Origin of the sequence: Stenotrophomonas sp. yr243 (assembly GCF_900184195.1) — a bacterium.
Taxonomy (GTDB): domain Bacteria; phylum Pseudomonadota; class Gammaproteobacteria; order Xanthomonadales; family Xanthomonadaceae; genus Stenotrophomonas; species Stenotrophomonas lactitubi.
In genome coordinates this window covers 224608-245989 of sequence record NZ_FXWT01000002.1, presented here as the reverse complement: position 1 = coordinate 245989, position 21382 = coordinate 224608, and the positions used below count along the sequence as shown (strand labels likewise).

The window sequence follows — 21382 nt, the reverse complement described above, 5'->3', positions numbered from 1 at the left end:
AGCCTACAGGGATGTACTTGCGGCGTCCCCGCCGCCCGACACCGCCCCGCCAAGCTTCAGTACACCAACCGCCGCTCTTGATCTTGCCGTTGCAGTTGCAGTTGCAGTTGCTTCCAGCGGGTCCCGGGCCGCAGGCCCGGGCAGAAAACCTTACCGGTCGTCGCGCAGTTCGCCACCCGGCAGGAACACCCACGTGCGCGTGACCTGCAGGATGTCGATCTGATCATCAGTGTTGGGCAACGGCGGGAACGGCTGCGCCAGCTGGATCACCCGCAGCGCCGCCTCATCCAGCAGCGGCGTGCCGCTGGAGCGCAGGATGCGGCTGCTTTCCACGCTGCCATCGCGGCGCACCCCCACGCTGATCACCACCTGCCCGCCCAGCCGGCGCTGCCGCGCTTCGTCGGGGTAGTTCAGGTTGCCGACCTGCTCTGCGCGGTCCACCCACGCGCGAAGGTAATTGGCGTAGGCGTATTCGCGCGTACTGGCCGAAACGAATTTCCGGTTCGGGCGCTTGGCGTACTGCGCCGAACGCAGGTGTACTTCCGCCGCCAGCCGCGCCATCTCGGCATCGCGCTGTTCGCGCGCGGTCAACGGTGCATCCGGGGTGGGCTGCAACGGGGTAGGGCGCGACTGCGCCAGGGCCACCGTGTCCTGGCCATTGCGGCTGCTGACCACGCGCGCCTGCGGTGGCGGCACCGGCGCTGCCGACTGTTGCTGCTGGGGTACCGGGCTGATGCCGGACTGCGCCTGCGGCACGATGCCGGCCTGGTTGTCGCGTGGGCGTTGAGCACGATCATGTTCGCCACCGCCCTCCTGGCTGGCGGCGGCCAGGAAATCCGCTTGCTTCGGGGTCAACGCGGTGCGGGTCTGGCTGAAGATCACTTCCAGCGTCGGCACCAGTGGCGCATCGCCTTTCACGGCAAAACCGACCCCGAGGATCAGCAGGGCGTGCACCAGCACCGACAGGGCGATGGTCGCTCCCAGCCGCTGCGCTTCGCGCGGCGGCGGGGCGAGGACGGCAGGTGCGGCATCCATCAGTGCAGATCGGCCTCGATCGCGTCGAGCAGGGTACCGGCGATGTTCAGGCCGTACTGCGCGTCCAGTTCGCGCACGCAGGTCGGGCTGGTCACGTTCACCTCGGTCAGGTAGTCACCGATGACGTCCAGGCCGACGAAACGCATGCCACGACGCTTCATCTCCGGGCCGACCTGGGCGGCGATCCAGCGGTCGCGTTCGCTCAGCGGGCGGCCTTCGCCGCGGCCACCGGCGGCCAGGTTGCCGCGGAACTCATCGCCCTGCGGAATGCGCGCCAGGCAGTAGTCGACCGGCTCGCCGTCGACCAGCAGGATGCGCTTGTCGCCGGCGGTGATGTCGGGGATGAACTTCTGGGCCAGGGCCAGCTTGCGGCCGCCGTCGGTCAGCGTTTCCAGGATCACGTTCAGGTTGGGGTCGCCCTGGCCGCTGCGGAAGATCGAGCGCCCACCCATGCCATCCAGCGGCTTCAGCACGGCCTGGCCGTGTTCCAGCGCAAAGGCCTTCAGCGCCTTGGAATCGCGGCTGACCAGGGTCGGCGGGCAGCACTGCGGGAACAGCAGCGCGGCCAGCTTCTCGTTGTAGTCGCGCAGGCCCTGCGGGTTGTTGACCACGCAGGCGCCGGCGGCGGCAGCAACATCCAGCACCTGGGTGTCGTAGACGTACTCCGCGTCGACGGGTGGGTCCTTGCGCATCAGCACGATCTGGCCGGGGCCGAATTCAGTCCGGCTGAATGCGCCCAGCTCGTACCAGCCGGCCGGGTCGTCGCGCACCTGCAGGGGGGCGGTCCAGGCCACCGCCACCCCGCCTTCCAGCGCCAGCCCGCCCGGGCGCACGTAGTGCAGGGCGTGGCCGCGGCGCTGGGCTTCCAGCAGCATGGCGAACGTGGTGTCCTTGGCAATCTTGATGTGGGCGATGGGATCCATCACCACGATGACGTTCAACGGCATGGGCGCACCTGTCAGGCAAGGCGTTGATGGTAGCGGCAACGCCGGCTGCGCGCCTCCCCGGCAATGTGCAACGCAGCGTCCCTTGCCCGGCTGCGCAGTGATTGCCAATCCGGTCACGTTCAGCCCGGCGCCACGCCCCGCGCCACGGACCGCCCTTGAAGCGGGCGCGGGAAGTGCGATATAGATACGCTTTCGCAGCGGCTCCCGCCAAAGATTGGGCCGCGCGCTTGGGGAATGGCAATGACTGAAAACACGACTGCGGGCGGGGAGCTCGCAGGACTCCGGGTGATGGTCATCGATGACTCGAAGACCATCCGCAGGACTGCGGAAACACTACTGAAGCGCGAAGGCTGCGAAGTAGTGACCGCAACGGACGGTTTCGAGGCCTTGGCCAAGATCGCCGACCAGCAGCCGCAGATCATCTTCGTCGACATCATGATGCCGCGCCTGGATGGCTACCAGACCTGCGCACTGATCAAGGGCAACCAGCTGTTCAAGGCGACCCCGGTGATCATGCTGTCATCCAAGGATGGTCTGTTCGACAAGGCGCGGGGGCGCATCGTCGGCTCGGAGCAATACCTGACCAAGCCATTCACGCGCGAAGAACTGCTGGGTGCCATCCGCACGTACGTCAACGCCTGACCAGGGGGGAAAGGCACAATGGCTCGTATCGTCCTGATCGAGGATTCACCGACCGACCGCGCGGTGTTCACCCAATGGCTGCGCCGTGCCGGCCATGAGGTGCTGGAAGCGGACAATGCCGAAGATGGCCTGCAGCTGGTCCGCGACCAGGTGCCGCAGCTGGTCCTGATGGACGTGGTGCTGCCGGGCATGAGCGGTTTCCAGGCGACCCGGGCGATGGCCCGCGACGCCGCGATCAAGCACATCCCGGTCATCATCGTCAGCACCAAGGCGATGGAAACCGACAAGGCCTGGGGGCTGCGCCAGGGTGCCGCCGATTACATCGTCAAGCCGCCGCGCGAGGAAGAACTCATCGCGCGGATCAACGAGCTGGTGGCCTGATGCGCTCGCCCTTCGACATTCTTGAAGCCTACGAACGGCGCAGCCTGGCCCACGCGGTGCAGCTGCCCGGGCGGCAGTTCGCCCAGGACCTGTGGCGTGGCGTCGGTTTCCGTGTCGGCCAGCGCCGGCTGGTGTCCGATTTCCGCGAAGTGGTGGAGATCGTGCCGATGCCGCCGGTGACCCCGGTGCCCTGCGCGCAGCCGTGGCTGCTGGGGGTCGGCAACCTGCGCGGCAACCTGTTCCCGGTGGTCGACCTGAAGTACTTCCTGGAAGGTGCGCGCACCGTCCAGCAGGAAGGCCAGCGCGTGCTGATCATGCGCCAGGCCGGTGGCGACGTCGCCCTGACCATCGACGAACTGTTCGGCCAGCGCAGTTTCGAGCTGACCCAGCAGATCGAGGCCGGCTCACTGGCCGAAGGACGCTACGGGCACTTCGTCGATCGCGCTTTCCATGCCGATGGCAACGACTGGGGCGTGTTCTCGCTCTCGCTGCTGTCGCGCACCCCTGAATTCCGGCAAGCCGCGGCCTGAGGCCGGGCATCGCCCCCTGCATTGAAAATCGAGGTTGAACGATGAGTACTGCTTCGGATGCCACCAAGTCCGGCAAGCTGCGGCTGGGCGGCAGCAACCTCTGGCTGGCGCTGCTGGCCCTGTCGATGATCCTGTTCGGTGTGAACACGGGTGTGTCCACCTGGCAGGGCAGCCGCCTGGCCGATGCCGGCTCCAAGGCCGCGGACCTGCAGGTGCTGTCGCAGCAGCTGGCCAACCAGGGGCGTGACGCGGTGGGCGGCAACGCGCAGGCCTTCACCGCCTTCAAGGCCACCCGCAACGCGATCGAGCAGAACGTGTCGACCCTGCAGGGGCGCTACGGCAACGAGCCCGGCGTGTCGCGGGCGATCTCGACCCTGGCCGACACCTGGACGCCGCTGGGCAAGCAGGCAGGCCAGCTGGTCGCCAGTGAACCGGCAGTGCTGGCCCTGGCCGGCAACGCCAACAACTTCTCCGGCGCGGTGCCGGGCCTGCAGGCCCAGTTGAACGAACTGGTGCGTGCGATGTCCGCCTCCGGCGCCCCGGCGTCGCAGGTCTACAGTGCCCTGCAGCAGGTGGTGGTGGCCGGTTCGATGGCGCGTCGCGTTACTGAAATACGCGCTGGCGGCACGGCTGCGGCCGCTGCCGGTGACGCGCTGGCCCGCGACATCACCGTGTTCTCGCAGGTGCTCGATGCGCTGCGCAATGGCAACGAGGATCTGGGCATCACCGCCGTGCGCGGCGCTGCCGCCGTTGCGGCGCTGGAGCAGTCGCAGCAGAAGTGGGAGGCGATGAAGCAGGACGCCGACGCGATCCTGGCCAGCTCGCGCCAGCTGTTCGCCGCGCAGTCCGCTGCCGCCACGCTGGGCCAGGGTTCGGCGAAGATGCTGACCGACAGCCGCAAGCTGTTCGAAGCGTTCTCCTCGTTCGGCTCGGTGTCCGACACCCGCCTGTTCCCGAATTTCTGGATCGGCGTGGTGTCCGGTGCGCTGTCGCTGATCGCGATCATCGGCTTCGTCTCCACCAACGTGCGCAGCCGCTCGCGCGAGCAGGAACTGCGCTACCAGACCCAGGTGGAGTTCAACAGCCGCAACCAGCAGGCGATCATGCGGCTGCTGGATGAAATCTCCTCGCTCGGTGAGGGCGACCTGACCGTGAAAGCCTCGGTGACCGAGGACATGACCGGCGCGATCGCAGACGCCATCAACTACGCGGTGGATGAACTGCGCCACCTGGTGACCACCATCAACGACACCTCGGCCAAGGTCGCGCTGTCGACCCAGGAAACGCAGGCAACGGCGATGCAGCTGGCCGAAGCGGCCGGCCACCAGGCCAACCAGATCACCTCGGCGTCGGACCGGATCGGCGAAATCGCCGCCAGCATCGAGCAGGTATCGCGCAACTCGGCCGAGTCGGCCGACGTGGCACAGCGTTCGGTGGTGATCGCCGCCGAGGGTGCCGGCGTGGTCCGCGAGACCATCCAGGGCATGGACCAGATCCGCGACCAGATCCAGGAAACCTCCAAGCGCATCAAGCGCCTGGGCGAGTCCTCGCAGGAGATCGGCTCGATCGTGGAACTGATCAACGACATTTCCGAGCAGACCAACATCCTGGCATTGAACGCGGCCGTGCAGGCGGCGTCGGCTGGTGAGGCCGGTCGTGGTTTCGCGGTCGTGGCCGACGAAGTGCAGCGACTGGCAGAGCGCACCTCTGGTGCGACCCGACGCATTGAGAACCTGGTGCAGGCCATCCAGGCCGATACCAACGAAGCGGTCACCTCGATGGAACAGACCACCGCCGAAGTGGTGTCCGGTGCACGCCTGGCCGAAGACGCCGGTACCGCGCTGACCGAGATCGAGCGCGTGTCCAACGCACTCAACACCCTCATCAAGAACATCTCCATCGCCGCCCAGCAGCAGTCGTCGGCGGCGTCGGACATCACCCGCACGATGGGCGTGATCCGCCAGATTACCGGCCAGACCTCGCAGGGTGCCGGGCAGACCGCCGAGTCGATCGGCCACCTGGCGCAGCTGGCGGCCGACCTGCGTCGTTCGGTCGCCGACTTCAAGCTGCCGGCGTGACACGGGCAGGGCGGCGAGCAAGGAACCAGTCGATGAAGCATTTCCATTTCCCACGCCAGGATCCGCGCGACCGTCGCGCGGCGGCGACCGGAGCGCATCCATGAGCAGCCTGCGCGATGCGATGAGCCACGCGGCCCTGGGCTGGGTCAAGCCCGAGCTGGACGAGACCCTGCGCCTGGTGCGCAACGAGGTCGAGTACTTCGCCGAAGACCCGGGCGACAGCAGCCGCATGCGCATCTGCGCCGGCTACCTGCACCAGGTGCAGGGCACGCTGCGCATGGTTGAACTGTATGCACCGGCGATGGTGGCCGAAGAGCTGGAACAGCTCGCCGTTGCTGTCGGCAAGGGCGAGGTGGCCGAGCGCGATGAGGCCTGCGCCACCCTGATGCGCGGCAGCGTGTTGCTGCCCGATTACCTGGAGCGCCTGCAGAACGGGCACCGTGACATTCCGATCGTGCTGCAGCCGCTGCTCAACGAGATCCGCGCTGCCCGTGGCGAAGCGCTGATCAACGACAGCGTGCTGTTCGCGTTCGCGCCCGATTCGGTGACCGCCACCGAAGCGGAACTGGACCATGCACGCGGCAGCCTCAGCGGCCGCAACCGCGAACTGCTGGACACCGTCGGCAACGCGGTCAAGGAAGAACTGCTGCAGGTCAAGGACGCCCTGGACCTGCACCTGCGTACCGACGGCGCGCCGCAGCAGCTGCAGGAGCAGGTGACCAAGCTGGGCTCGGTGGCCGATACCCTGGGCATGCTCGGCCTGGGCGCCGCGCGCGGCGTGGTCGTGCAGCAGCGTGATGCGCTGCGTGGGGTTGTCGACGGCCGCCAGCAGATCGACGAAGACATGCTGCTGGATATCGCCGGTGCGCTGCTGTATGTCGACGCGTCGCTGGACGACCAGGTCGCACACCTCGGTGCCAGTGGCAGTGGCCAGGATGATCCGAGCGCGGTGGAGAACCGGCGCACGGTGGAAGTGCTGGCGCACGAGGCGATCGCCAATTTCGCCGCCGCCCGCGAGCATTTCGTCGCTTTCATTGAAACCAGCTGGAACCACGCCGAACTGCAGGACGTGCCACGCCTGCTCGGCGATGTCTCCGGCGCATTGCGCATGCTCGACCTGGGCACCGCCGCCGACTACCTGCACGGCGTGCAGCAGTACATCGAAGCCGAGCTGATCGGCCGCCAGCGCGTGCCCAGTGGACGCCAGCTGGACACCCTGGCCGATGCCATGGCCAGCCTGGAGTACTACCTGGAAGCCCTGCGCGACCGCCGTCCGGGTCGCGAGGACATCCTCGACATCACCCGCAGCAGCCTGGAAGCGCTGCGCTACTGGCCGCTGCCCGAGCGTGGCGTGGTCGCAGCCGAGCCGGTGCAGCCGGTCGAGCGCGAAGCCGTGGCCGTGCCGGCCGTGCCGCTGCAGATCGAACCGCTGGACGCCATCGTGCAGGCCGCCGCGCTGGCGCCCGGCGACATGCCTGCGCCGCTGCCCGATTTCACCTTTGATCCGCTGCCGGAGGCCCCGGCCGCCGACAACGGCCTGATGTTCGGATCGCTGGCTACGCCGGCTGTCCCTGCCGAACCGCGCGACACCCCGGCGCCACTGCTGTTTGCCGCCTCCAGCGCACCCGCGCCGGAAGTGCCGCAATGGGAACTGGGTGGGTTCGACGCGCCGGCAGGTACGGCTGCCGAACACAGCGACGAGCGTGCACCGACGTTCGCCAGCTTCGATCCGGTCAGCTTCGATCCGGTGTCCGCCGAGCAGTCCAACACCGCTGCCTGGACGTTGTCCGAAGCGCCGGTGCTGGAACACGGCGACGCACAGGTAGCCACCGCGGACGGCAACGATGACGCCTTCCTGGCGACGTCGTGGGATGAGGCGTCGTTGGCTGCGCCGCTGGATGCGGTCATTTCGCCAGCGTTCGATCCGGTTGCCGCCGAACAGGACGGCCAGCCGTCACTGAACGACGATGTGGTGTTCCGTTTCGACAGCAGCCTGCTGGACAACGCCGATGACGTGCTGTCGCTGGAGGCGATGGAAACGCTGTCGCTGGACGACGAACAGGAGTCGCCTGCGACGCTGGAACTCATTGACGCAGTTGCGGTGCCGCAGTTCAACGACGGCCTGGCCGTTGCCGAATTGGCCGACGCCACCACCGAGACCGAGGCTGAGGCTTACGTCGCACCGGTCGCTGATCTGCGCGGGTCCGAAGACCTGCCAGCATCGGTGGCTGCGCCGACCGTGGCGCTGGTCGATGTGGATACCATCGCGCCGATCGACTTCAGCGAAGCTGATGCGCAGTTCTTTGCAGAGCTGAACGCCGCCGCCGCCGACTTCAATCCCCAGGCCATGCAGGCAACTGCGGGGTCGACCGAAACTGTACCTGCGGCTGTGGCCGAGGGCGGGTTCGATGCGGGTTTCGACGACGATGCCGAAAACATCGACCAGGACATCCGCGAGGTGTTCCTGGAAGAATTCGACGACGAGCTGGGCAATCTCGGCACGCTGCTGCCGGCCTGGCGCATGCAGCCGGACAACATGGATCGGCTGCGGCCGATCCGGCGCATTTTCCACACACTGAAGGGCAGTGGCCGACTGGTCGGCGCGCGTACCCTGGGTGAGTTCGCGTGGAAGATCGAGGGCATGCTCAATCGCGTGCTCGATGGCACCCGTGCCCCTACGCCGGCGGTGCTGGCGATGGTCGATCACGCATACACGGCACTGCCGCAGTTGAACGCGGCACTGCGCGACGGCCAGCGGGTCAGCGTCGACCTGCAGGCGATGCAGGCCATCGCCGATCGTGTGGCTGCAGGCGAAGAGACGTTCTACGTTGCGCTGCCGGGCGCTGCTGCACCGTCGCTGGTGGCAGAGGCCGATGCTGTCGAGCCCGTTGGCAGCGCCGAGCCGGTTGTCGATGCCCCGGCAGAGAGCGCTGTCGAAGCGGCGGGTACGCCGGCCAACATCGACAGCGTGCTGCGCGAGATCCTGGAAGCCGAGGTGGAACTGCACCAGGCCACGCTGCAGGGCTGGTTGCGTTCTGCGCAGCAGGCGCCGCAGCCGGTCAGCGATGCACTGCTGCGTGCGGTGCACACCATGAACGGCGCCTTCGCGATGACCGAAGTGCCGGAAATAACCGCCGTTACCGGCGGCGCCGAGTCGTACATCAAGCGCGCGCTGGCCGCCGAGGTGGTGCCCGGGGATGACGCCGTGGCGGCCCTGGACGAGACCGCGCAGGCGATCAACGCGACCATGGACGCGCTGCAGGCCGAGCAGCCGCGGATTGCGTCGCAGGCTGAACTGGCGCAGCGCCTGCAGGCGCTGGCCGGTGAACTGCCGGAAGCACGCTGGCCGATGACCGGGCTGGACGTCGAGGATGAGGACGAAGACGACCAGCTGCCTTCGTTGGTCACCGATGCCGACGTGGTCGAGTCGCCCCATGGGCTTGAGATCGATCCGGAAGCCGGACGTGATACCGATGTCGCCGACGCCGACGCGCTGGATGCAGTGCAGATCAGCGAGGATTCGCTGAGCGATGCGGGCCTGGAGTCCGCTGAGTTGACCGGCAGCGATGATCTGTCGCGCTACTTCGACGCAGGATGGCCTTCGATGCCGGACGCCCCGGCGCCGGAGTCGACGTTGGAAGTGGCTGCTTCCACGCTCGTTGCCGCGGAGATTGAAGCCGGACAGGCAGTGGTGACTTCGGAAGACACCGCGTTGGAGGACGCCGCGCTGACTGCAGTGGACGATCTGTCGCCGTATCTGGACGCCAGCGCGCTGCCGGTTGACGACCGCGACCTGGATGTCGCAAACGACCTGAATGCGCCGCCGCCGTTCACACCTGAAACGGCGGTGGATGAAGACGCTGCTGCAGTGCCGCTCGACAGCGAGCTGTCCAGCCTGCAGGATGAAATGGCTGTGCCGGGCTTCGCAGACCCGGTCACGCTGGAAGCCGCGCTCGAGGCCGGCCTTCACGTGATCGACGAGGAGCAGGACCGGGACGAAGACGGGCAATGGCCCGTGCTCGGCCTGCAGGCCAGCGAACTCGCGCCTGGCGAGGCGGAAGCCTTTGCCGAGGATGCGGACGTCGGCGGGGAGGCGGCGGTCGGTGAAGGAGAGAGCACCGACCAGCCGTCCCCGGCGACGGTGGAAGATGTCGGGCCCGTGGAGACGGCGCAGGACGCCATTTCGCCCTCGCGTTTCTTCGAACTGGAAGATGCTCCGGGCCAGGCTGCCGTGGCGGACAGCGGCATGATCGTGGTGCCGGTCGCAATGGAGGCTGCGGCGATCGACGCCGAACCTGTCGTCGTCGACAGCGCCGACGCGTTGGTGCTGGCGGATACGGCTGTGCTCGACGACGAGACCGAATCCGAGTCTGAGACCGAGTCCGAAGACAGCGCCGACCTGCTCGACTTCAGCGTCTATGACCGCGAGCTGGTCGACATCTTCGTCGAGGAAGGCAAGGACCTGCTGGATCATTGCGATGGGCTGATCAGTGAACTGCGCGAAGCGCCGCAGGACCGCGAAGCCCTGGCCGGCCTGCAGCGCGATCTGCATACGCTGAAGGGCGGCGCGCGCATGGCGGGCATCAACGCCATCGGCGATCTCGGCCACAGCATCGAATCGCTGCTGGAGGCTGTCGCCGGCGGGCGTACCGAGATCGAACGTCGTGACGTGCAGTTGCTGGAGCGCGGTTTCGATCGTCTGCACCAGCTGCTGACCCGCACTGGCGAACACCGCGTTGTCGAGCCGGCACAGGATCTGCTCGACGCCTTTGAAGCCCGCACGACAACCGACATCGCCGCCGCTGCCAGCGCCGCTGCAGCCGCTGCTGCCGTCGTGGCGGAGCAGGCCCCGCAGGCGACTCCGGCCGTGGCCGTTGTCGACGCCCCGTTGTCGGCACCGTTGCCGGTGGAAGGCTCCACCGAAGAAGACCCGCTGGCCCGTCCGCAGCAGGAACAGGTGCGTGTGCGCGCCGACCTGCTCGACCGCCTGGTCAACCACGCCGGTGAAGTGGCGATCTACCGTTCGCGCCTGGAACAGCAGCTCGGCGCCTTCCGCGGCGCGATGGGCGAGCTGGAACGCACCAACGCGCGTCTGCGCGACCAGCTGCGTCGCCTGGACCTGGAAACCGAGGCGCAGATCGTTGCCCGCTACCAGCGCGAGCAGGACCAGGCCGACCACAAGTTCGATCCGCTGGAACTGGACCGTTTCTCCACCCTGCAGCAGCTCAGCCGCGCGCTGAACGAGTCCGCCGCCGATCTGGGTGGCCTGCAGGGCGTGCTGGACGATCTGTCGCGCCAGTACGATTCGCTCCTGCAGCAGCAGTCGCGTGTCAGTTCGGAACTGCAGGACGGCCTGATGCGCGCGCGCATGGTGCCGTTCGATGGCCTGGTGCCGCGCCTGCGCCGGGTGGTCCGCCAGGCCGGCATGGACACCGGCAAGCAGGTCCACCTGACCCTGGAAGGCACCCACGGCGAACTCGACCGCAACGTGCTTGATCGCATGGTTGCGCCGCTGGAGCACATGCTGCGCAACTCGGTTGCCCACGGTCTGGAAGCGCCGGAGCAGCGTCGTGCCGCCGGCAAGCCGGAAGAAGGCGAAATCGCCATCCGCCTGCACCGTGAAGGCTCGGAAATCGTGCTGGACGTGGCCGACGATGGCGCTGGCCTGGATCGTGAGGCAATCCGCCGTCGCGCCATCGAACGCGGCCTGTTGCCTGCCGATGCGCAGCCGAGCGAGCAGGAGCTGGACAACCTGATCTTCGCGTCGGGCTTCTCCACCGCCGACCAGGTCAGCCAGCTGGCGGGGCGTGGTGTCGGCATGGACGTGGTCGGCAACGAAGTGCGCCAGCTCGGCGGCTCGGTCGACATCCAGTCGGTGCGTGGCCAGGGCGTGCGTTTCACCCTGCGCCTGCCGCAGACGCTGGCGGTCACCCAGGCGGTGTTCGTGCAGATCGGCGAAACCACCTTCGCGGTACCGGTGGCGTCGGTCAGTGGCATTGGACGGCTGTCGCACGAGCGCTTCGAAGCGGCTGACAGCAGCTACCGCTACAGCGGCGAAGACTATCCGCTGTACGACCTCGGCAGTCTGGTCGGCCAGGCCCCGGCGCGCGCCGATGGCCAGGCCCAGGTGCCGCTGCTGCTGGTCCGCGCGGGCGACCTGCGTGCCGCCGTTGCGATCGATCAGGTGCTGGGCAACCGCGAAGTCGTGGTCAAGCCCGTGGGCCTGCAGATCGCCTCGGTACCGGGCATCTACGGCGCCACCATCACCGGCGATGGCCGCGTGGTGGTGATCCTGGACGTGGCCCCGCTGGTGCGTCGCTTCCTGGCCAACCCGACCGCGCCGGTGCTGGTCAATGCACCCCGTCAGGAACGGCAGGTGCCGTTGGTGATGGTGGTGGACGATTCGCTGACCATGCGCAAGGTCACCGGCCGCATCCTGGAGCGTCACAACTTCGAGGTGAGCGTCGCCCGCGATGGCATCGAAGCCCTGGAGCAGTTGGAAGAGCGCGTGCCGGACCTGATGCTGCTGGACATCGAAATGCCGCGGATGGACGGCTACGAGCTGGCTACCGCAATGCGCGCCGACCCGCGCTACAAGGACGTGCCGATCGTGATGATCACCTCGCGCAGCGGCGACAAGCACCGCCAGCGCGCCTTCGAAATCGGTGTGCAGCGCTACCTGGGCAAGCCGTACCAGGAACTGGACCTGATGCGTAACGTGTACGACTTGCTGGGGATTGCCCGTGTCCGTGAGTGACCTCGATCCGGTTCCGGCCGTAGCCCTGCTGGCCCGCCCGGGCGCGGCGCGCGAGCGCCTGCGCGAGGCGTTGGCCCATGCCGACGTGCAGATCGTGCTGGAAGACGATCCCATCACGCTGGAGCCGCAGGCGCTGCATGATGCACGCCCGCAGTTCGTGGTGATCGCGCTGGAGGCGGCCATTGAAGATGCGCTGGAGCGCCTGGAACCGGCGCTGTCGGCGCCCGGGTTGACCCTGGTGTTCGACGAGGCTGAACTGGCCGCGCGTCGCGATGGTTGGGAAGCGCAGCGCTGGGGCCGCCACCTGGCCGCCAAGCTGCACGGCCACCAGCAGGTGCTGCCACCGGGCGCCGAGGACGAGCCGGCACTGCAGCTTGAGCCGGGCCGGCCGTCGACGCCGCCGGTGCCGAAGGAAGCCGCGCTGCAGCCGCACCTGGAACAGGCCCGTTCGTGGGCCGACGACGTGCCGGCAGATGGCCTCTATTCGCCGCCGGCACATCTGCATGAGCCGATCGCGCTGGAGCAGGCGCTGGCGGCGCTGCAACCGGTGCTGCCGGAGACGGCGACGCCGGTGGAAGCAACACCGGAACCGCCTCCGGTACCGGCAGCTGCGCCTTCGGTATTCACCGACCACACGGCCTGGTCGCTGGTCGACGAGGCCAGTGACGCGCCGACAGATCCACGTGCTGCTGCGACGGTTGCGGCGCCGGAACCGGCGTTCGACACCGAGCATCTTTCACTGGTCGACCTGGACGCCGCCGCACCCGCAGGCAGCCGCGCCGGTGCGCTGCTGGTCCTGGCCGGTATCGGTGGCCCCGATGCGTTGCGCCGCCTGCTCGCGGCACTGCCCAGCGGACTGGCCGTGCCAGTGCTGGTGCACATGCGCCTGGACGGCGGCCGCTACGGCAACCTGGTCAAGCAGATGGCGCGCGTATCGCCGCTGCCGGTGCAGTTGGCCGAAGCCGGCCAGCGCGCCACCGCGGGCGAAGTGCACGTGCTGGCCGATGACATCGGCGTGCACGCTGCTGCCGATGGCCTGTATTTCCAGAGCGAAGCGCAGGGCATCTCGATTGCCGCGTTGTCGGCCGAGCACAGCGCGCTGGTGCTGCTCAGTGGTGCCGACCTGGTCCATGTCGGCCCGGCGTTGGACCTCGCCGCCGCCGGCGCCTGGGTAGCCGGGCAGGTGGGCGAAGGCTGCTACGACCCGGCTGCGGCGACGGCCGTGGTCGCCGCCGGCATGGTGGCCGGTGAACCGCAGGAACTGGCGCAGGTGATCGCCGCGCGCTGGGGCCTGGATGACGACGGAGATGCCGCATGAGCTACGCCAGCAATGATGAGATCCGTGGCGTCCTGATCTCGGCCGGTGCCGAACGGGTACTGCTGCCCAATGCAACCGTGGCCGAGATGATGTCGCGGGTACCGGTGCAGGCGGTGGCCGACGCTCCGCGCTGGCTGGTGGGTGAGATCGGCTGGCACGGCTGGCAGGTGCCCCTGGTGTCGTTCGCACGGCTCTCCGGGTTGGGCGAAGAGACGGTGGCCGGCCACAACAAGGTGGTGGTGCTCAAGACCCTCAGCGGCAACCCGGAGCGCCCCTATTACGCGCTGTTGACGCAGAGCTTCCCGCAGCTGATCTCGGTACCGCGCGATGGCCTGCTGGCCGACGCATCCGAGGAAACCCTGCCCGACATCGTGCACATGCGCGTGCTGCTGGGCGAACAGAGCGCCCTGTTGCCGAATCTCGACGCGCTGGAAGCGGCGCTGGATTCGCTGACGGCCTGACCGGAATCCGCCGGGCATGGCCCGGCGCTACCGCAGGCGTTGCGGATATCGGGTAGCGCCGGGCCATGCCCGGCGAGCGCAGCGGCCACCGGACCGGAGCCTTATCCCAGATCGCCCAGCCGTGCCTGCAATGCCGCGATCGCGGCCAGACCTGCGGTTTCCGTGCGCAGGATGCGTGGGCCCAACTGCAGACCCTGGAAGCCTGCGGCCGCCAGCTGCTCACGGTCACGCGGCGACCAGCCACCTTCCGGGCCGATGGCGATCACCACGCCGCCGGCCGGCGCCGCCTGCAGTGTCGACAGCCGGTGCGCTCCCAGCGGGTCCAGGGTCAACCGCAACGTGTCGGCTGGCAGTGCCGCGCTGGCCTGTGCCAGCGACTGCGGCGGCCCGACCTGCGGAATGCGCGCACGGCCGGATTGCCCGCAGGCCGACTGCACCACGTTGTTCCAGTGTGCCACGCGCTTTTCCGCGCGTGCTGCATCCAGCTTCACCTCGGTACGCTCGGCATTCACCGGAACGATCGCGCTCACCCCCAGTTCGGTGGCCTTCTGCAGGATCAGGTCCATCTTCTCGCCGCGTGCGATGCCCTGCAGCAGGGTGATCGTCAGCGGCGATTCGTTGGCGATCGGCTGCACCTGGTCGATGCGCACCTGCACTTCGCGTTTGCCGGCCAGCGTCAACGTCGCGGTGTAGTCGTGGCCATCGCCGTTGAACAGCACGCAGGTGTCGCCCTCGCGCAGGCGCATCACCCGCACCAGGTGGTTGGCCGTCTCTTCCGGCAGGGTCACGGTCTGGCCGCTGTGCAGCGCCAGGTCGATGGGGCAGCGGGTCACGCGCATGCAATCGCCTCGTCGATGGCTGCCAGCGTCGTATGCGCCAGCAGCTCCAGTTGTTCGTCGTCCACGCAGTACGGTGGCATCCAGTACAGCACGTTGCCCAGCGGGCGCAGCACCACGCCGCGCTTCAGCGCCGCCTTGTAGGCATGCAGCCCCAGCTTCAGCCCCGGATCGAAGGGCGTGCGCTTGTCGCCGTTGCGGGTCAGTTCGAAGGCCACCACCATCCCGGCCTGGCGCACATCGGCCACGTGTGGATGGTCGGCAAACGGTGCGGCCAGGGTCCCCATCACCGAGGCGATGCCGCGGTTGCGCGCGATCACATCGTCGTCGCGGAAGATGTCCAGCGTGGCCAGCGCCGCCGCACAGGCCAGCGGGTTGCCGGTATAGCTGTGCGAATGCAGGAAGGCGCGTTCACGCGAATCATCAAGGAATGCGTCGTACAGCGCCTGCGTGGCCAGCACCGCAGCCAAGGGCAGGAAACCGCCGGTCAGGCCCTTGGACAGGCACAGCAGATCGGGCATCACCCCGGCCTGCTCGCAGGCGAACAGGGTGCCGGTGCGGCCGAAGCCGGTGGCGATCTCGTCGGCGATCAGGAAGGCGCCATGGGCATCGCACAGCTCACGCACGCGCTGCAGATAGGCCGGATCGTGCATGCGCATGCCACCGGCGCACTGCAGCCGCGGCTCCAGGATCAACGCGCAGATTTCGCCCGGATGCTGGTCGAACAGCGTGGCCAGGCCATCGGCGGCCTGGCGTGCGCGGTCGGCCGCACTCTGCCCGGGCTCGGCCAGGTAGGCGTCGGGCGAGGGCGCGAACAGGCCTTCGGCCAGCAATGGCGCATAGACGCGGCGATACAGCGGGATGTCGGCCAGTGCGAGGGCGCCCAGCGTCTCGCCGTGGTAGCCGTTCTCCAGCGAGACGAAGCGTGTGCGCCGGTTCTCACCGCGGTTCTGGAAATACTGGAAGGCCATCTTCAGCGCCACTTCGACGCCGGCCGAGCCGTTGTCGGCGTAGAACACCTTGGCCAGCGGCGCGCGGCCGGGCTGGCGCGGCGCCAGGGCCAGCAGGCGTTCAGCCAGGGTGATCGCCGGTTCATGGCCGAAGCCGGCCAGCATCACCTGTTCCAGCTGCCCGGCCTGGGCGGCGATGGCACCGCCGATGCGCGGCTCGGCATGGCCGAACAGGTTGGTCCACCAGCTGCTGACGGCATCCAGGTAGCGGTTGCCGTCGTGATCGATCAGCCAGGCGCCTTCGCCACGGGCGATCGGCACCAGCGGCAACGTGTGCGGATGCTCGCGCATCTGCGTGCACGGGTGCCATAGGACCTGGAGGTCGCGTTGCCGCCAGTGCTGGACCAGCGGAGAGGGGGTTGGGTCTGCTAGCATTTCGGGCTCATGAACATGTTGCTGCCTGCACATTCTATCGGCCTCGGCGCATGCGTCGGTTGCCACGGAGATTCCGCATGAACGATGACCGCGCCAGGCGTCCTCTGCCGATCATCCATCGGATCACCGACGAGGAGAACGGGCCCTTCCAGCGCCAGCACCTGGACCTGGAGTTCTCCAATGGCGAACGCCGCCGCTTCGAGCGCCTGGTCAGCCGTGGCCATGGCGCGGTGGTGGTGGTGCCGATGCTCGATGATGAAACCGTGCTGCTGGTGCGTGAATACGCGGCCGGCATGCATCGCTACGAGCTTGGCCTGGTCAAGGGCCGGATCGATGCCGGCGAAACGCCGGAGCAGGCCGCCGACCGTGAGCTGAAGGAAGAGGCCGGCTATGGCGCACGGCAGGTCGACGTGCTGCGCGCGATGACCCTGGCACCGACCTACATGAGCCATCAGTCCTGGCTGGTGGTCGCGCGCGACCTGTATCCGGAGAAGCTGGCCGGAGACGAGCCGGAGGAGCTGGAAGTGGTGCCGTGGAAGCTAGCCGATCTGGACCAGCTGATGCTGCGCGAGGACTTTTCCGAAGGGCGTTCGCTGGCGGCGCTGTTCATCGCCCGCCAGTGGCTGCAGGGAGCACGATGATCAAGCTGACCACGGAACTGCGCGAGACCGCGATCGCCATCGCCCAGGAAGCCGGGCAGGCCATCATGCAGATCTACAGCAATGGTTTCGACGTGACACTCAAGGACGACGACAGCCCGGTCACCGCTGCCGACCTCGCTGCCGACCGGGTGATCCAGCAGGGGCTGCGCCAGCTGACCCCGGACCTGCCGATCCTGTCGGAAGAGTCGCCGCTGGTGCCGTGGGAGCAGCGTCAGCACTGGGGCGCGTACTGGCTGGTCGATCCACTCGATGGCACCCGTGATTTCGTCAAGCGCAATGGCGAGTTCAGCGTCAACATCGCGCTGATCTACCAGGGCGCGCCGGCCTTCGGCGTGGTCCAGTCGCCGGTCACCGGCATTGTCTGGCACGCGATGCGGGGCGAGCTGGCGTATCGCCGGCAGGGCGTACATGACACCGTACTGCGTACCCGTACACCCGCGACTGCACCGCTGCGGGTCGCCGCCAGCCGTTCGCATCGCTCAGCCGAGACGAATGCGTTGCTGGCCCGGATGGGCGACATCGAGACCGTGGTGCAGGGGTCTTCGCTGAAGTTCTGCCGGATCGCCGAAGGCGGACTGGATGTCTATCCGCGGCTGGGCCCGACCTCCGAATGGGATACCGCTGCCGGCCAGTGCGTGCTGCACGCGGCCGGTGGTGCGGTGCTTTCGGTCGGTACCGGCAAGCCGTTCCGCTACAACCGCCGGCCGACGCTGTTGAACGGTGAGTTCATGGCGCTGGGCGATACCAGCCTGCCGTGGCGGGACTGGTTGTCCGATTGATCCTGGAGAAACGCATGAGCACGCACGACACCCCTGCCACCGGCGACGCCAGCGCGGAGCTGGAGCGCCTGCTGGCCATCATGGCGCGCCTGCGCGACCCACAGGGCGGTTGTCCCTGGGACCTGGAACAGAACTTCGCCACCATCGCCCCTTATACGATCGAGGAAGCCTATGAAGTGGCCGATGCGATCGATCGGGGCGACCTCGACGACCTCTGCGATGAACTGGGCGACCTGCTGCTGCAGGTGGTGTTCCATGCGCGCATGGCCGAAGAGCAGGGGGCGTTTGCCTTTGCCGAGGTCGCGCGCGCGATCAGCGACAAGATGCAGCGGCGCCATCCGCATGTCTTCGCCGACGTCAGCGTCGACGATGCTGATGGTGTGATGCGCAACTGGGACGCGATCAAGCGCGCCGAACGCGCGGCGAAGGGTGAGCGGGACACCTCGGCGCTTGCGGGCATCTCGCGTGGCCTGCCGGAATGGCAGCGGGCGGTGAAGCTGCAGTCGCGGGCGGCCAAGGTCGGCTTCGATTGGCCCGGTCCGCTGCCGGTACTGGACAAGGCGGCCGAGGAACTACAGGAACTGCGCGAGGAGTTCGAGCGCGGTGACATTGCCGGCAACAAGGCGCGCCTGCAGGAGGAACTGGGCGACCTGCTGTTTGTCTGCGCAAACCTGGCGCGGCATGCGGACATCGATCTGGGCGCCGCGCTGCGTGGGGCCAACCACAAGTTCGAACGTCGCTTCCGTTCGATGGAAGCGCAGGCCGAGGCACACGGCGATTCGCTGGCTGCACTCGATCTGGATGCACAGGAAGCGCTCTGGCAGCACGCCAAGGCCACGGAAAAAGCGTGAAAACGCTGGGTCTGTTCCTGCTGACCGCACTGGCCGAGATCGTCGGCTGTTACCTGCCCTGGCTGTGGCTGCGCAAGGGCGGCAGCATCTGGCTGCTGCTGCCGGCGGCGGCCAGTCTTGCGTTGTTCGCCTGGCTGCTGACCCTGCACCCGACCGCCAGCGGCCGCGTTTACGCAGCATATGGTGGCGTGTACATCGGCACGGCGCTGTTCTGGTTGTGGCTGGTCGACGGCATCCGTCCCAGCCGCTGGGACATGCTGGGTGCTGCACTCTGCCTGGCCGGCATGGCGGTGATCATGTTCGGGCCGCGACAGCCCGGGTAGGTCGCGGCGGTGTAGAGTCGAGTGATGTTTGACCGCCGTTGGCAAAGGCAGCCGAGCATGGCTCGGCACTACACTCAACGAACGGAGCATGCGCATGTCCCGCTTTGCCAGCTTCCGCGAGTTCTACCCGTTCTATCTCAGCGAGCACCGCAACACGGTCTCGCGTCGCCTGCACTTCATCGGCAGCTGCGGCGTGCTGCTGCTGGTCGCCAGCGCCGTGCTGCGAGGGCAGCCGCTGCTGCTGTTGGCTGCACTGGCCTGCGGCTACGGCTTTGCCTGGGTCGGCCACTTCTTCTTCGAGAAGAACCGCCCTGCAACCTTCCGTCATCCGCTGTATTCCTTCATCGGAGACTGGGTGATGTTCGCCGACATCCTGCGCGGCAGGGTGAAATGGTGATGTCGTTCGGGGCGCTGGCCCGCGCTGCGTGATTCAACGCGCCGTGCAGCCCAGCATCGCCAGGTCGATCGAGTCGGCCATGCGCCGGTAGCCCTCGTCGTTCGGGTGCAGATGATCGCGGGTGATGTTCGCCGGCAATGATTCAGGCTGTTTCGGATCACGCAGCGCCGCATCGAAATCCACTACGCCATCGAAACCGGTGTCCTTGCCACGCGCCCACTGGTTGATCGCGGTGCGGGTGGCGGCCGATACCGGCTCGTAGCGCTCCGAATCGCCGAAGGGCGTCAATGTGCCGAGATGAGCGCGGATGCCATGCGCATGCAGCCGGGCGGCCACCTGGCGGTAGCCCAGCAGCATGTCCGCCGTGCTGCGTCCCGGCAGAGGCTGTGCGCCGCCACCGTGGCGGATGTCATTGATGCCTTCGAACAGGATCACCTGGTCGGCGTCGGCCACTGCGATCACGTCGCGATCCAGCCGTGACAGCGCACTGTGGCTGCGACCATGGTCCAGCAGCTTGTTGCCGCTGATGCCCTGGTTGAGCACCACGAAGCGGTCCGGGCAGGCCTGCTGCAGACGCTGGCCCAACCGCTCGGGCCATTGGTTGAACGAGCCACGCGAGGCCGTCGCACCTTCGGTGATGGAATCACCCAGGGCCACGATCACCTGCGGCCGATCCGCGCGCTGCACCAGCACGGCCGAGAACACATTCTGCTGGTAGCCCACGCGCACGCTGTCGGCGACCGCATCCTGCTTTCCGTCGGCCACACGCACCACGGTGCGGCGCACCGCAGGGCGGGTGGGCTGCGGGAAGTACGCGGTCACGCTGATCTCCTGCAGGGCGGCGACCTGCAATGGCAGCGCATCACTCAGCAGCGCTGCACCTACCGGTACGTCGATGGACACGCGTCCATCGACGGTGACCGGCAGCGCTGACGCCTTGCCATCCTTCAGGCGCAACCGCACGTCTTCCACATGCAGCGGCGTGGTGCCCAGCTCGTTGCTGATGCGCAGCCGCAGCGCATCGCCCTTGCTGCCCAGGCGCATGTCCTGGCGCACGGTCTGCGCGGCGAACTGTACCGGCGCATCGGCGCTGCCATCCTTGCGGTCAGGCGCGGGCGAGGCAGTCCAAGCGGTGACCCAGACCGGTGCGGCCAGCGCCGCGGGGGCGGCCACGGCGCTGCCGATGGCCAGGGAAAGCAGGGTGATCCAGCGCTGCATGGGCTTCGGTCCGGTCAGGAGAAGTAGGTGCCGCCGTTGACGTCCAGATTGGCGCCGGTGACGAACGCTGCTGCGTCCGACGCCAGGTACACCGCTGCATCGGCGGCTTCGTCCGGCAGGCCCTGGCGACGCAGCGGCGTCGCGCCGGCCACCGCCGTGCGCACTTCGGGCTTGGTGAATTCGTCATGGAAGCGCGTCGCGATCATGCCGCAGCACAGCGCATTCACGCGGATGCCCTTCGGCCCCAGCTCCTTGGCCATGGCCCGGGTGAAGGTCATCACGCCGGCCTTCGCTGTGGCGTAGATCGCCGCGCCAGGGCCACCGCCATCGCGACCGGCCTGCGAGGCGAAGTTCACGATCGCCGCGCCTTCGCCCATGTGCGGCACCACCGCGTGCGTGGTCAGGTAGGTGGAGGTCAGGTTGAGGTCGATGACCTTGTGGAAGAACGCCGGGTCGATATCGGCCAGCGGACGACGCTCGACCATGCCGCCGGCCACGTTGACCAGCACATCGATGCGCTGGCCGAATGCCGCCTGGGTTGCTGCGACCAGACCGGCCACCGCGGCCGGATCGGTGACGTCGGCGCGGTGAGCGATGGCCTGGCCACCGGCCGCCTTGATCAGCGCCAGCGTTTCCTGCGCGCTGGCTTCGTCGTTGGCGTAATTGAGGCAGACGCGTGCACCGGCCGCAGCCAGCTTGATCGAGACGGCACGGCCGATATCACGGCCACCACCGGTGACGATGGCCACCTTGTCCTGGAACGACATGCGGGAAACTCCTTG

18 protein-coding genes are annotated in these 21382 nt (G+C 67.8%); 12 read left to right on the top strand and 6 right to left on the bottom strand.

Features of this window, described 5'->3' with window-relative positions:
• Positions 1–150 precede the first annotated feature (150 nt).
• Positions 151–1035 (bottom strand): energy transducer TonB, encoded by an 885-nt coding sequence (locus QOL57_RS07890; RefSeq protein ID WP_089236530.1) that lies wholly within the window; start codon positions 1033–1035, stop codon positions 151–153.
• Entirely contained in the window at positions 1035–1982 is a 948-nt protein-coding gene (gene gshB, locus QOL57_RS07885; RefSeq protein ID WP_089236529.1) for a glutathione synthase, read from the bottom strand. Before gshB ends, QOL57_RS07890 begins: the two co-directional genes overlap by 1 nt.
• 240 nt (positions 1983–2222) lie before the next feature.
• On the opposite strand from gshB, the gene pilG reads away from it, so the two are divergent.
• The 7 genes from pilG to QOL57_RS07850 all read left to right on the top strand — a co-directional run bounded on the left by pilG (position 2223) and on the right by QOL57_RS07850 (position 14149).
• Positions 2223–2624, top strand: coding sequence for a twitching motility response regulator PilG (gene pilG / locus QOL57_RS07880; protein ID WP_005418455.1), 402 nt, complete (start codon positions 2223–2225; stop codon positions 2622–2624).
• An 18-nt stretch (positions 2625–2642) separates the two neighbouring features.
• Complete coding sequence (locus QOL57_RS07875) at positions 2643–3005, top strand: response regulator (protein ID WP_025877749.1); 363 nt, start codon at positions 2643–2645, stop codon at positions 3003–3005.
• Entirely contained in the window at positions 3005–3535 is a 531-nt protein-coding gene (locus tag QOL57_RS07870; RefSeq protein WP_025877750.1) for a chemotaxis protein CheW, read from the top strand. The genes QOL57_RS07875 and QOL57_RS07870 overlap by 1 nt, the downstream gene beginning before the upstream one ends.
• 41 nt (positions 3536–3576) lie before the next feature.
• Entirely contained in the window at positions 3577–5613 is a 2037-nt protein-coding gene (locus QOL57_RS07865; RefSeq protein ID WP_089236528.1) for a methyl-accepting chemotaxis protein, read from the top strand.
• 100 nt (positions 5614–5713) lie between these two features.
• The gene (locus QOL57_RS07860) at positions 5714–12370 is read left to right on the top strand and encodes an Hpt domain-containing protein (RefSeq protein WP_089236527.1); all 6657 of its coding nucleotides are present in this window, start codon (positions 5714–5716) and stop codon (positions 12368–12370) included.
• Positions 12357–13688: a chemotaxis protein CheB gene (locus QOL57_RS07855; RefSeq protein WP_089238062.1), complete on the top strand. Its 1332-nt coding sequence runs from the start codon at positions 12357–12359 to the stop codon at positions 13686–13688. Before QOL57_RS07860 ends, QOL57_RS07855 begins: the two co-directional genes overlap by 14 nt.
• The gene (locus tag QOL57_RS07850) at positions 13685–14149 is read left to right on the top strand and encodes a chemotaxis protein CheW (protein ID WP_089236526.1); all 465 of its coding nucleotides are present in this window, start codon (positions 13685–13687) and stop codon (positions 14147–14149) included. Before QOL57_RS07855 ends, QOL57_RS07850 begins: the two co-directional genes overlap by 4 nt.
• A 101-nt stretch (positions 14150–14250) precedes the next feature.
• Here the strand turns inward: QOL57_RS07850 and QOL57_RS07845 are convergent, their stop codons facing one another.
• A complete protein-coding gene (locus tag QOL57_RS07845) occupies positions 14251–14988 on the bottom strand; it encodes a 16S rRNA (uracil(1498)-N(3))-methyltransferase (RefSeq protein WP_089236525.1) in 738 nt (245 codons plus the stop codon).
• On the bottom strand, positions 14979–16370 hold the full coding sequence (gene bioA / locus QOL57_RS07840; protein WP_220387513.1) for an adenosylmethionine--8-amino-7-oxononanoate transaminase: 1392 nt from the start codon (positions 16368–16370) through the stop codon (positions 14979–14981). The genes QOL57_RS07845 and bioA overlap by 10 nt, the downstream gene beginning before the upstream one ends.
• A gap of 77 nt (positions 16371–16447) precedes the next feature.
• Between bioA and nudE the strand changes: the two genes are divergently transcribed.
• From nudE to QOL57_RS07815, 5 genes are all read left to right on the top strand, one after another.
• A complete protein-coding gene (nudE, locus tag QOL57_RS07835; RefSeq protein WP_088100969.1) occupies positions 16448–17011 on the top strand; it encodes an ADP compounds hydrolase NudE in 564 nt (187 codons plus the stop codon).
• On the top strand, positions 17008–17811 hold the full coding sequence (gene cysQ / locus QOL57_RS07830; RefSeq protein ID WP_089236523.1) for a 3'(2'),5'-bisphosphate nucleotidase CysQ: 804 nt from the start codon (positions 17008–17010) through the stop codon (positions 17809–17811). The genes nudE and cysQ overlap by 4 nt, the downstream gene beginning before the upstream one ends.
• Positions 17812–17825: 14 nt before the next feature.
• The gene (gene mazG / locus QOL57_RS07825) at positions 17826–18662 is read left to right on the top strand and encodes a nucleoside triphosphate pyrophosphohydrolase (protein WP_089236522.1); all 837 of its coding nucleotides are present in this window, start codon (positions 17826–17828) and stop codon (positions 18660–18662) included.
• A complete protein-coding gene (locus QOL57_RS07820) occupies positions 18659–18985 on the top strand; it encodes a YnfA family protein (RefSeq protein WP_089236521.1) in 327 nt (108 codons plus the stop codon). Before mazG ends, QOL57_RS07820 begins: the two co-directional genes overlap by 4 nt.
• Positions 18986–19079: 94 nt before the next feature.
• Positions 19080–19382, top strand: a complete 303-nt coding sequence (locus QOL57_RS07815) for a DUF962 domain-containing protein (protein ID WP_089236520.1) — start codon at positions 19080–19082, stop codon at positions 19380–19382.
• Positions 19383–19415: 33 nt separating this feature from the next.
• On the opposite strand, the gene QOL57_RS07810 is transcribed toward QOL57_RS07815, so the two are convergent.
• Together QOL57_RS07810 and QOL57_RS07805 are read right to left on the bottom strand one after the other, a co-directional pair.
• Entirely contained in the window at positions 19416–20600 is a 1185-nt protein-coding gene (locus QOL57_RS07810; protein ID WP_089236519.1) for a GDSL-type esterase/lipase family protein, read from the bottom strand.
• Between the two features lie 14 nt (positions 20601–20614).
• Positions 20615–21367 carry a glucose 1-dehydrogenase gene (locus QOL57_RS07805; protein ID WP_089236518.1) on the bottom strand — a complete coding sequence of 251 codons (753 nt, stop codon included), beginning with the start codon at positions 21365–21367 and terminating at the stop codon, positions 20615–20617.
• Between the last annotated feature and the right edge of the window lie 15 nt (positions 21368–21382).

Excerpts from the sequence above, each read along its gene's own strand:
- gshB (WP_089236529.1), bottom strand. The coding sequence starts at position 1,982 with ATGCCGTTGAACGTCATCGTGGTGATGGATCCCATCGCCCACATCAAG.
- nudE (WP_088100969.1), top strand. The coding sequence starts at position 16,448 with ATGAACGATGACCGCGCCAGGCGTCCTCTGCCGATCATCCATCGGATC.
- pilG (WP_005418455.1), top strand. The coding sequence starts at position 2,223 with ATGACTGAAAACACGACTGCGGGCGGGGAGCTCGCAGGACTCCGGGTG.
- QOL57_RS07845 (WP_089236525.1), bottom strand. The coding sequence starts at position 14,988 with ATGCGCGTGACCCGCTGCCCCATCGACCTGGCGCTGCACAGCGGCCAG.
- bioA (WP_220387513.1), bottom strand. The coding sequence starts at position 16,370 with ATGCTAGCAGACCCAACCCCCTCTCCGCTGGTCCAGCACTGGCGGCAA.
- QOL57_RS07870 (WP_025877750.1), top strand. The coding sequence starts at position 3,005 with ATGCGCTCGCCCTTCGACATTCTTGAAGCCTACGAACGGCGCAGCCTG.
- QOL57_RS07860 (WP_089236527.1), top strand. The coding sequence starts at position 5,714 with ATGAGCAGCCTGCGCGATGCGATGAGCCACGCGGCCCTGGGCTGGGTC.
- QOL57_RS07865 (WP_089236528.1), top strand. The coding sequence starts at position 3,577 with ATGAGTACTGCTTCGGATGCCACCAAGTCCGGCAAGCTGCGGCTGGGC.
- QOL57_RS07890 (WP_089236530.1), bottom strand. The coding sequence starts at position 1,035 with ATGGATGCCGCACCTGCCGTCCTCGCCCCGCCGCCGCGCGAAGCGCAG.
- cysQ (WP_089236523.1), top strand. The coding sequence starts at position 17,008 with ATGATCAAGCTGACCACGGAACTGCGCGAGACCGCGATCGCCATCGCC.
- QOL57_RS07875 (WP_025877749.1), top strand. The coding sequence starts at position 2,643 with ATGGCTCGTATCGTCCTGATCGAGGATTCACCGACCGACCGCGCGGTG.
- QOL57_RS07850 (WP_089236526.1), top strand. The coding sequence starts at position 13,685 with ATGAGCTACGCCAGCAATGATGAGATCCGTGGCGTCCTGATCTCGGCC.
- QOL57_RS07805 (WP_089236518.1), bottom strand. The coding sequence starts at position 21,367 with ATGTCGTTCCAGGACAAGGTGGCCATCGTCACCGGTGGTGGCCGTGAT.
- QOL57_RS07810 (WP_089236519.1), bottom strand. The coding sequence starts at position 20,600 with ATGCAGCGCTGGATCACCCTGCTTTCCCTGGCCATCGGCAGCGCCGTG.
- mazG (WP_089236522.1), top strand. The coding sequence starts at position 17,826 with ATGAGCACGCACGACACCCCTGCCACCGGCGACGCCAGCGCGGAGCTG.
- QOL57_RS07815 (WP_089236520.1), top strand. The coding sequence starts at position 19,080 with ATGTCCCGCTTTGCCAGCTTCCGCGAGTTCTACCCGTTCTATCTCAGC.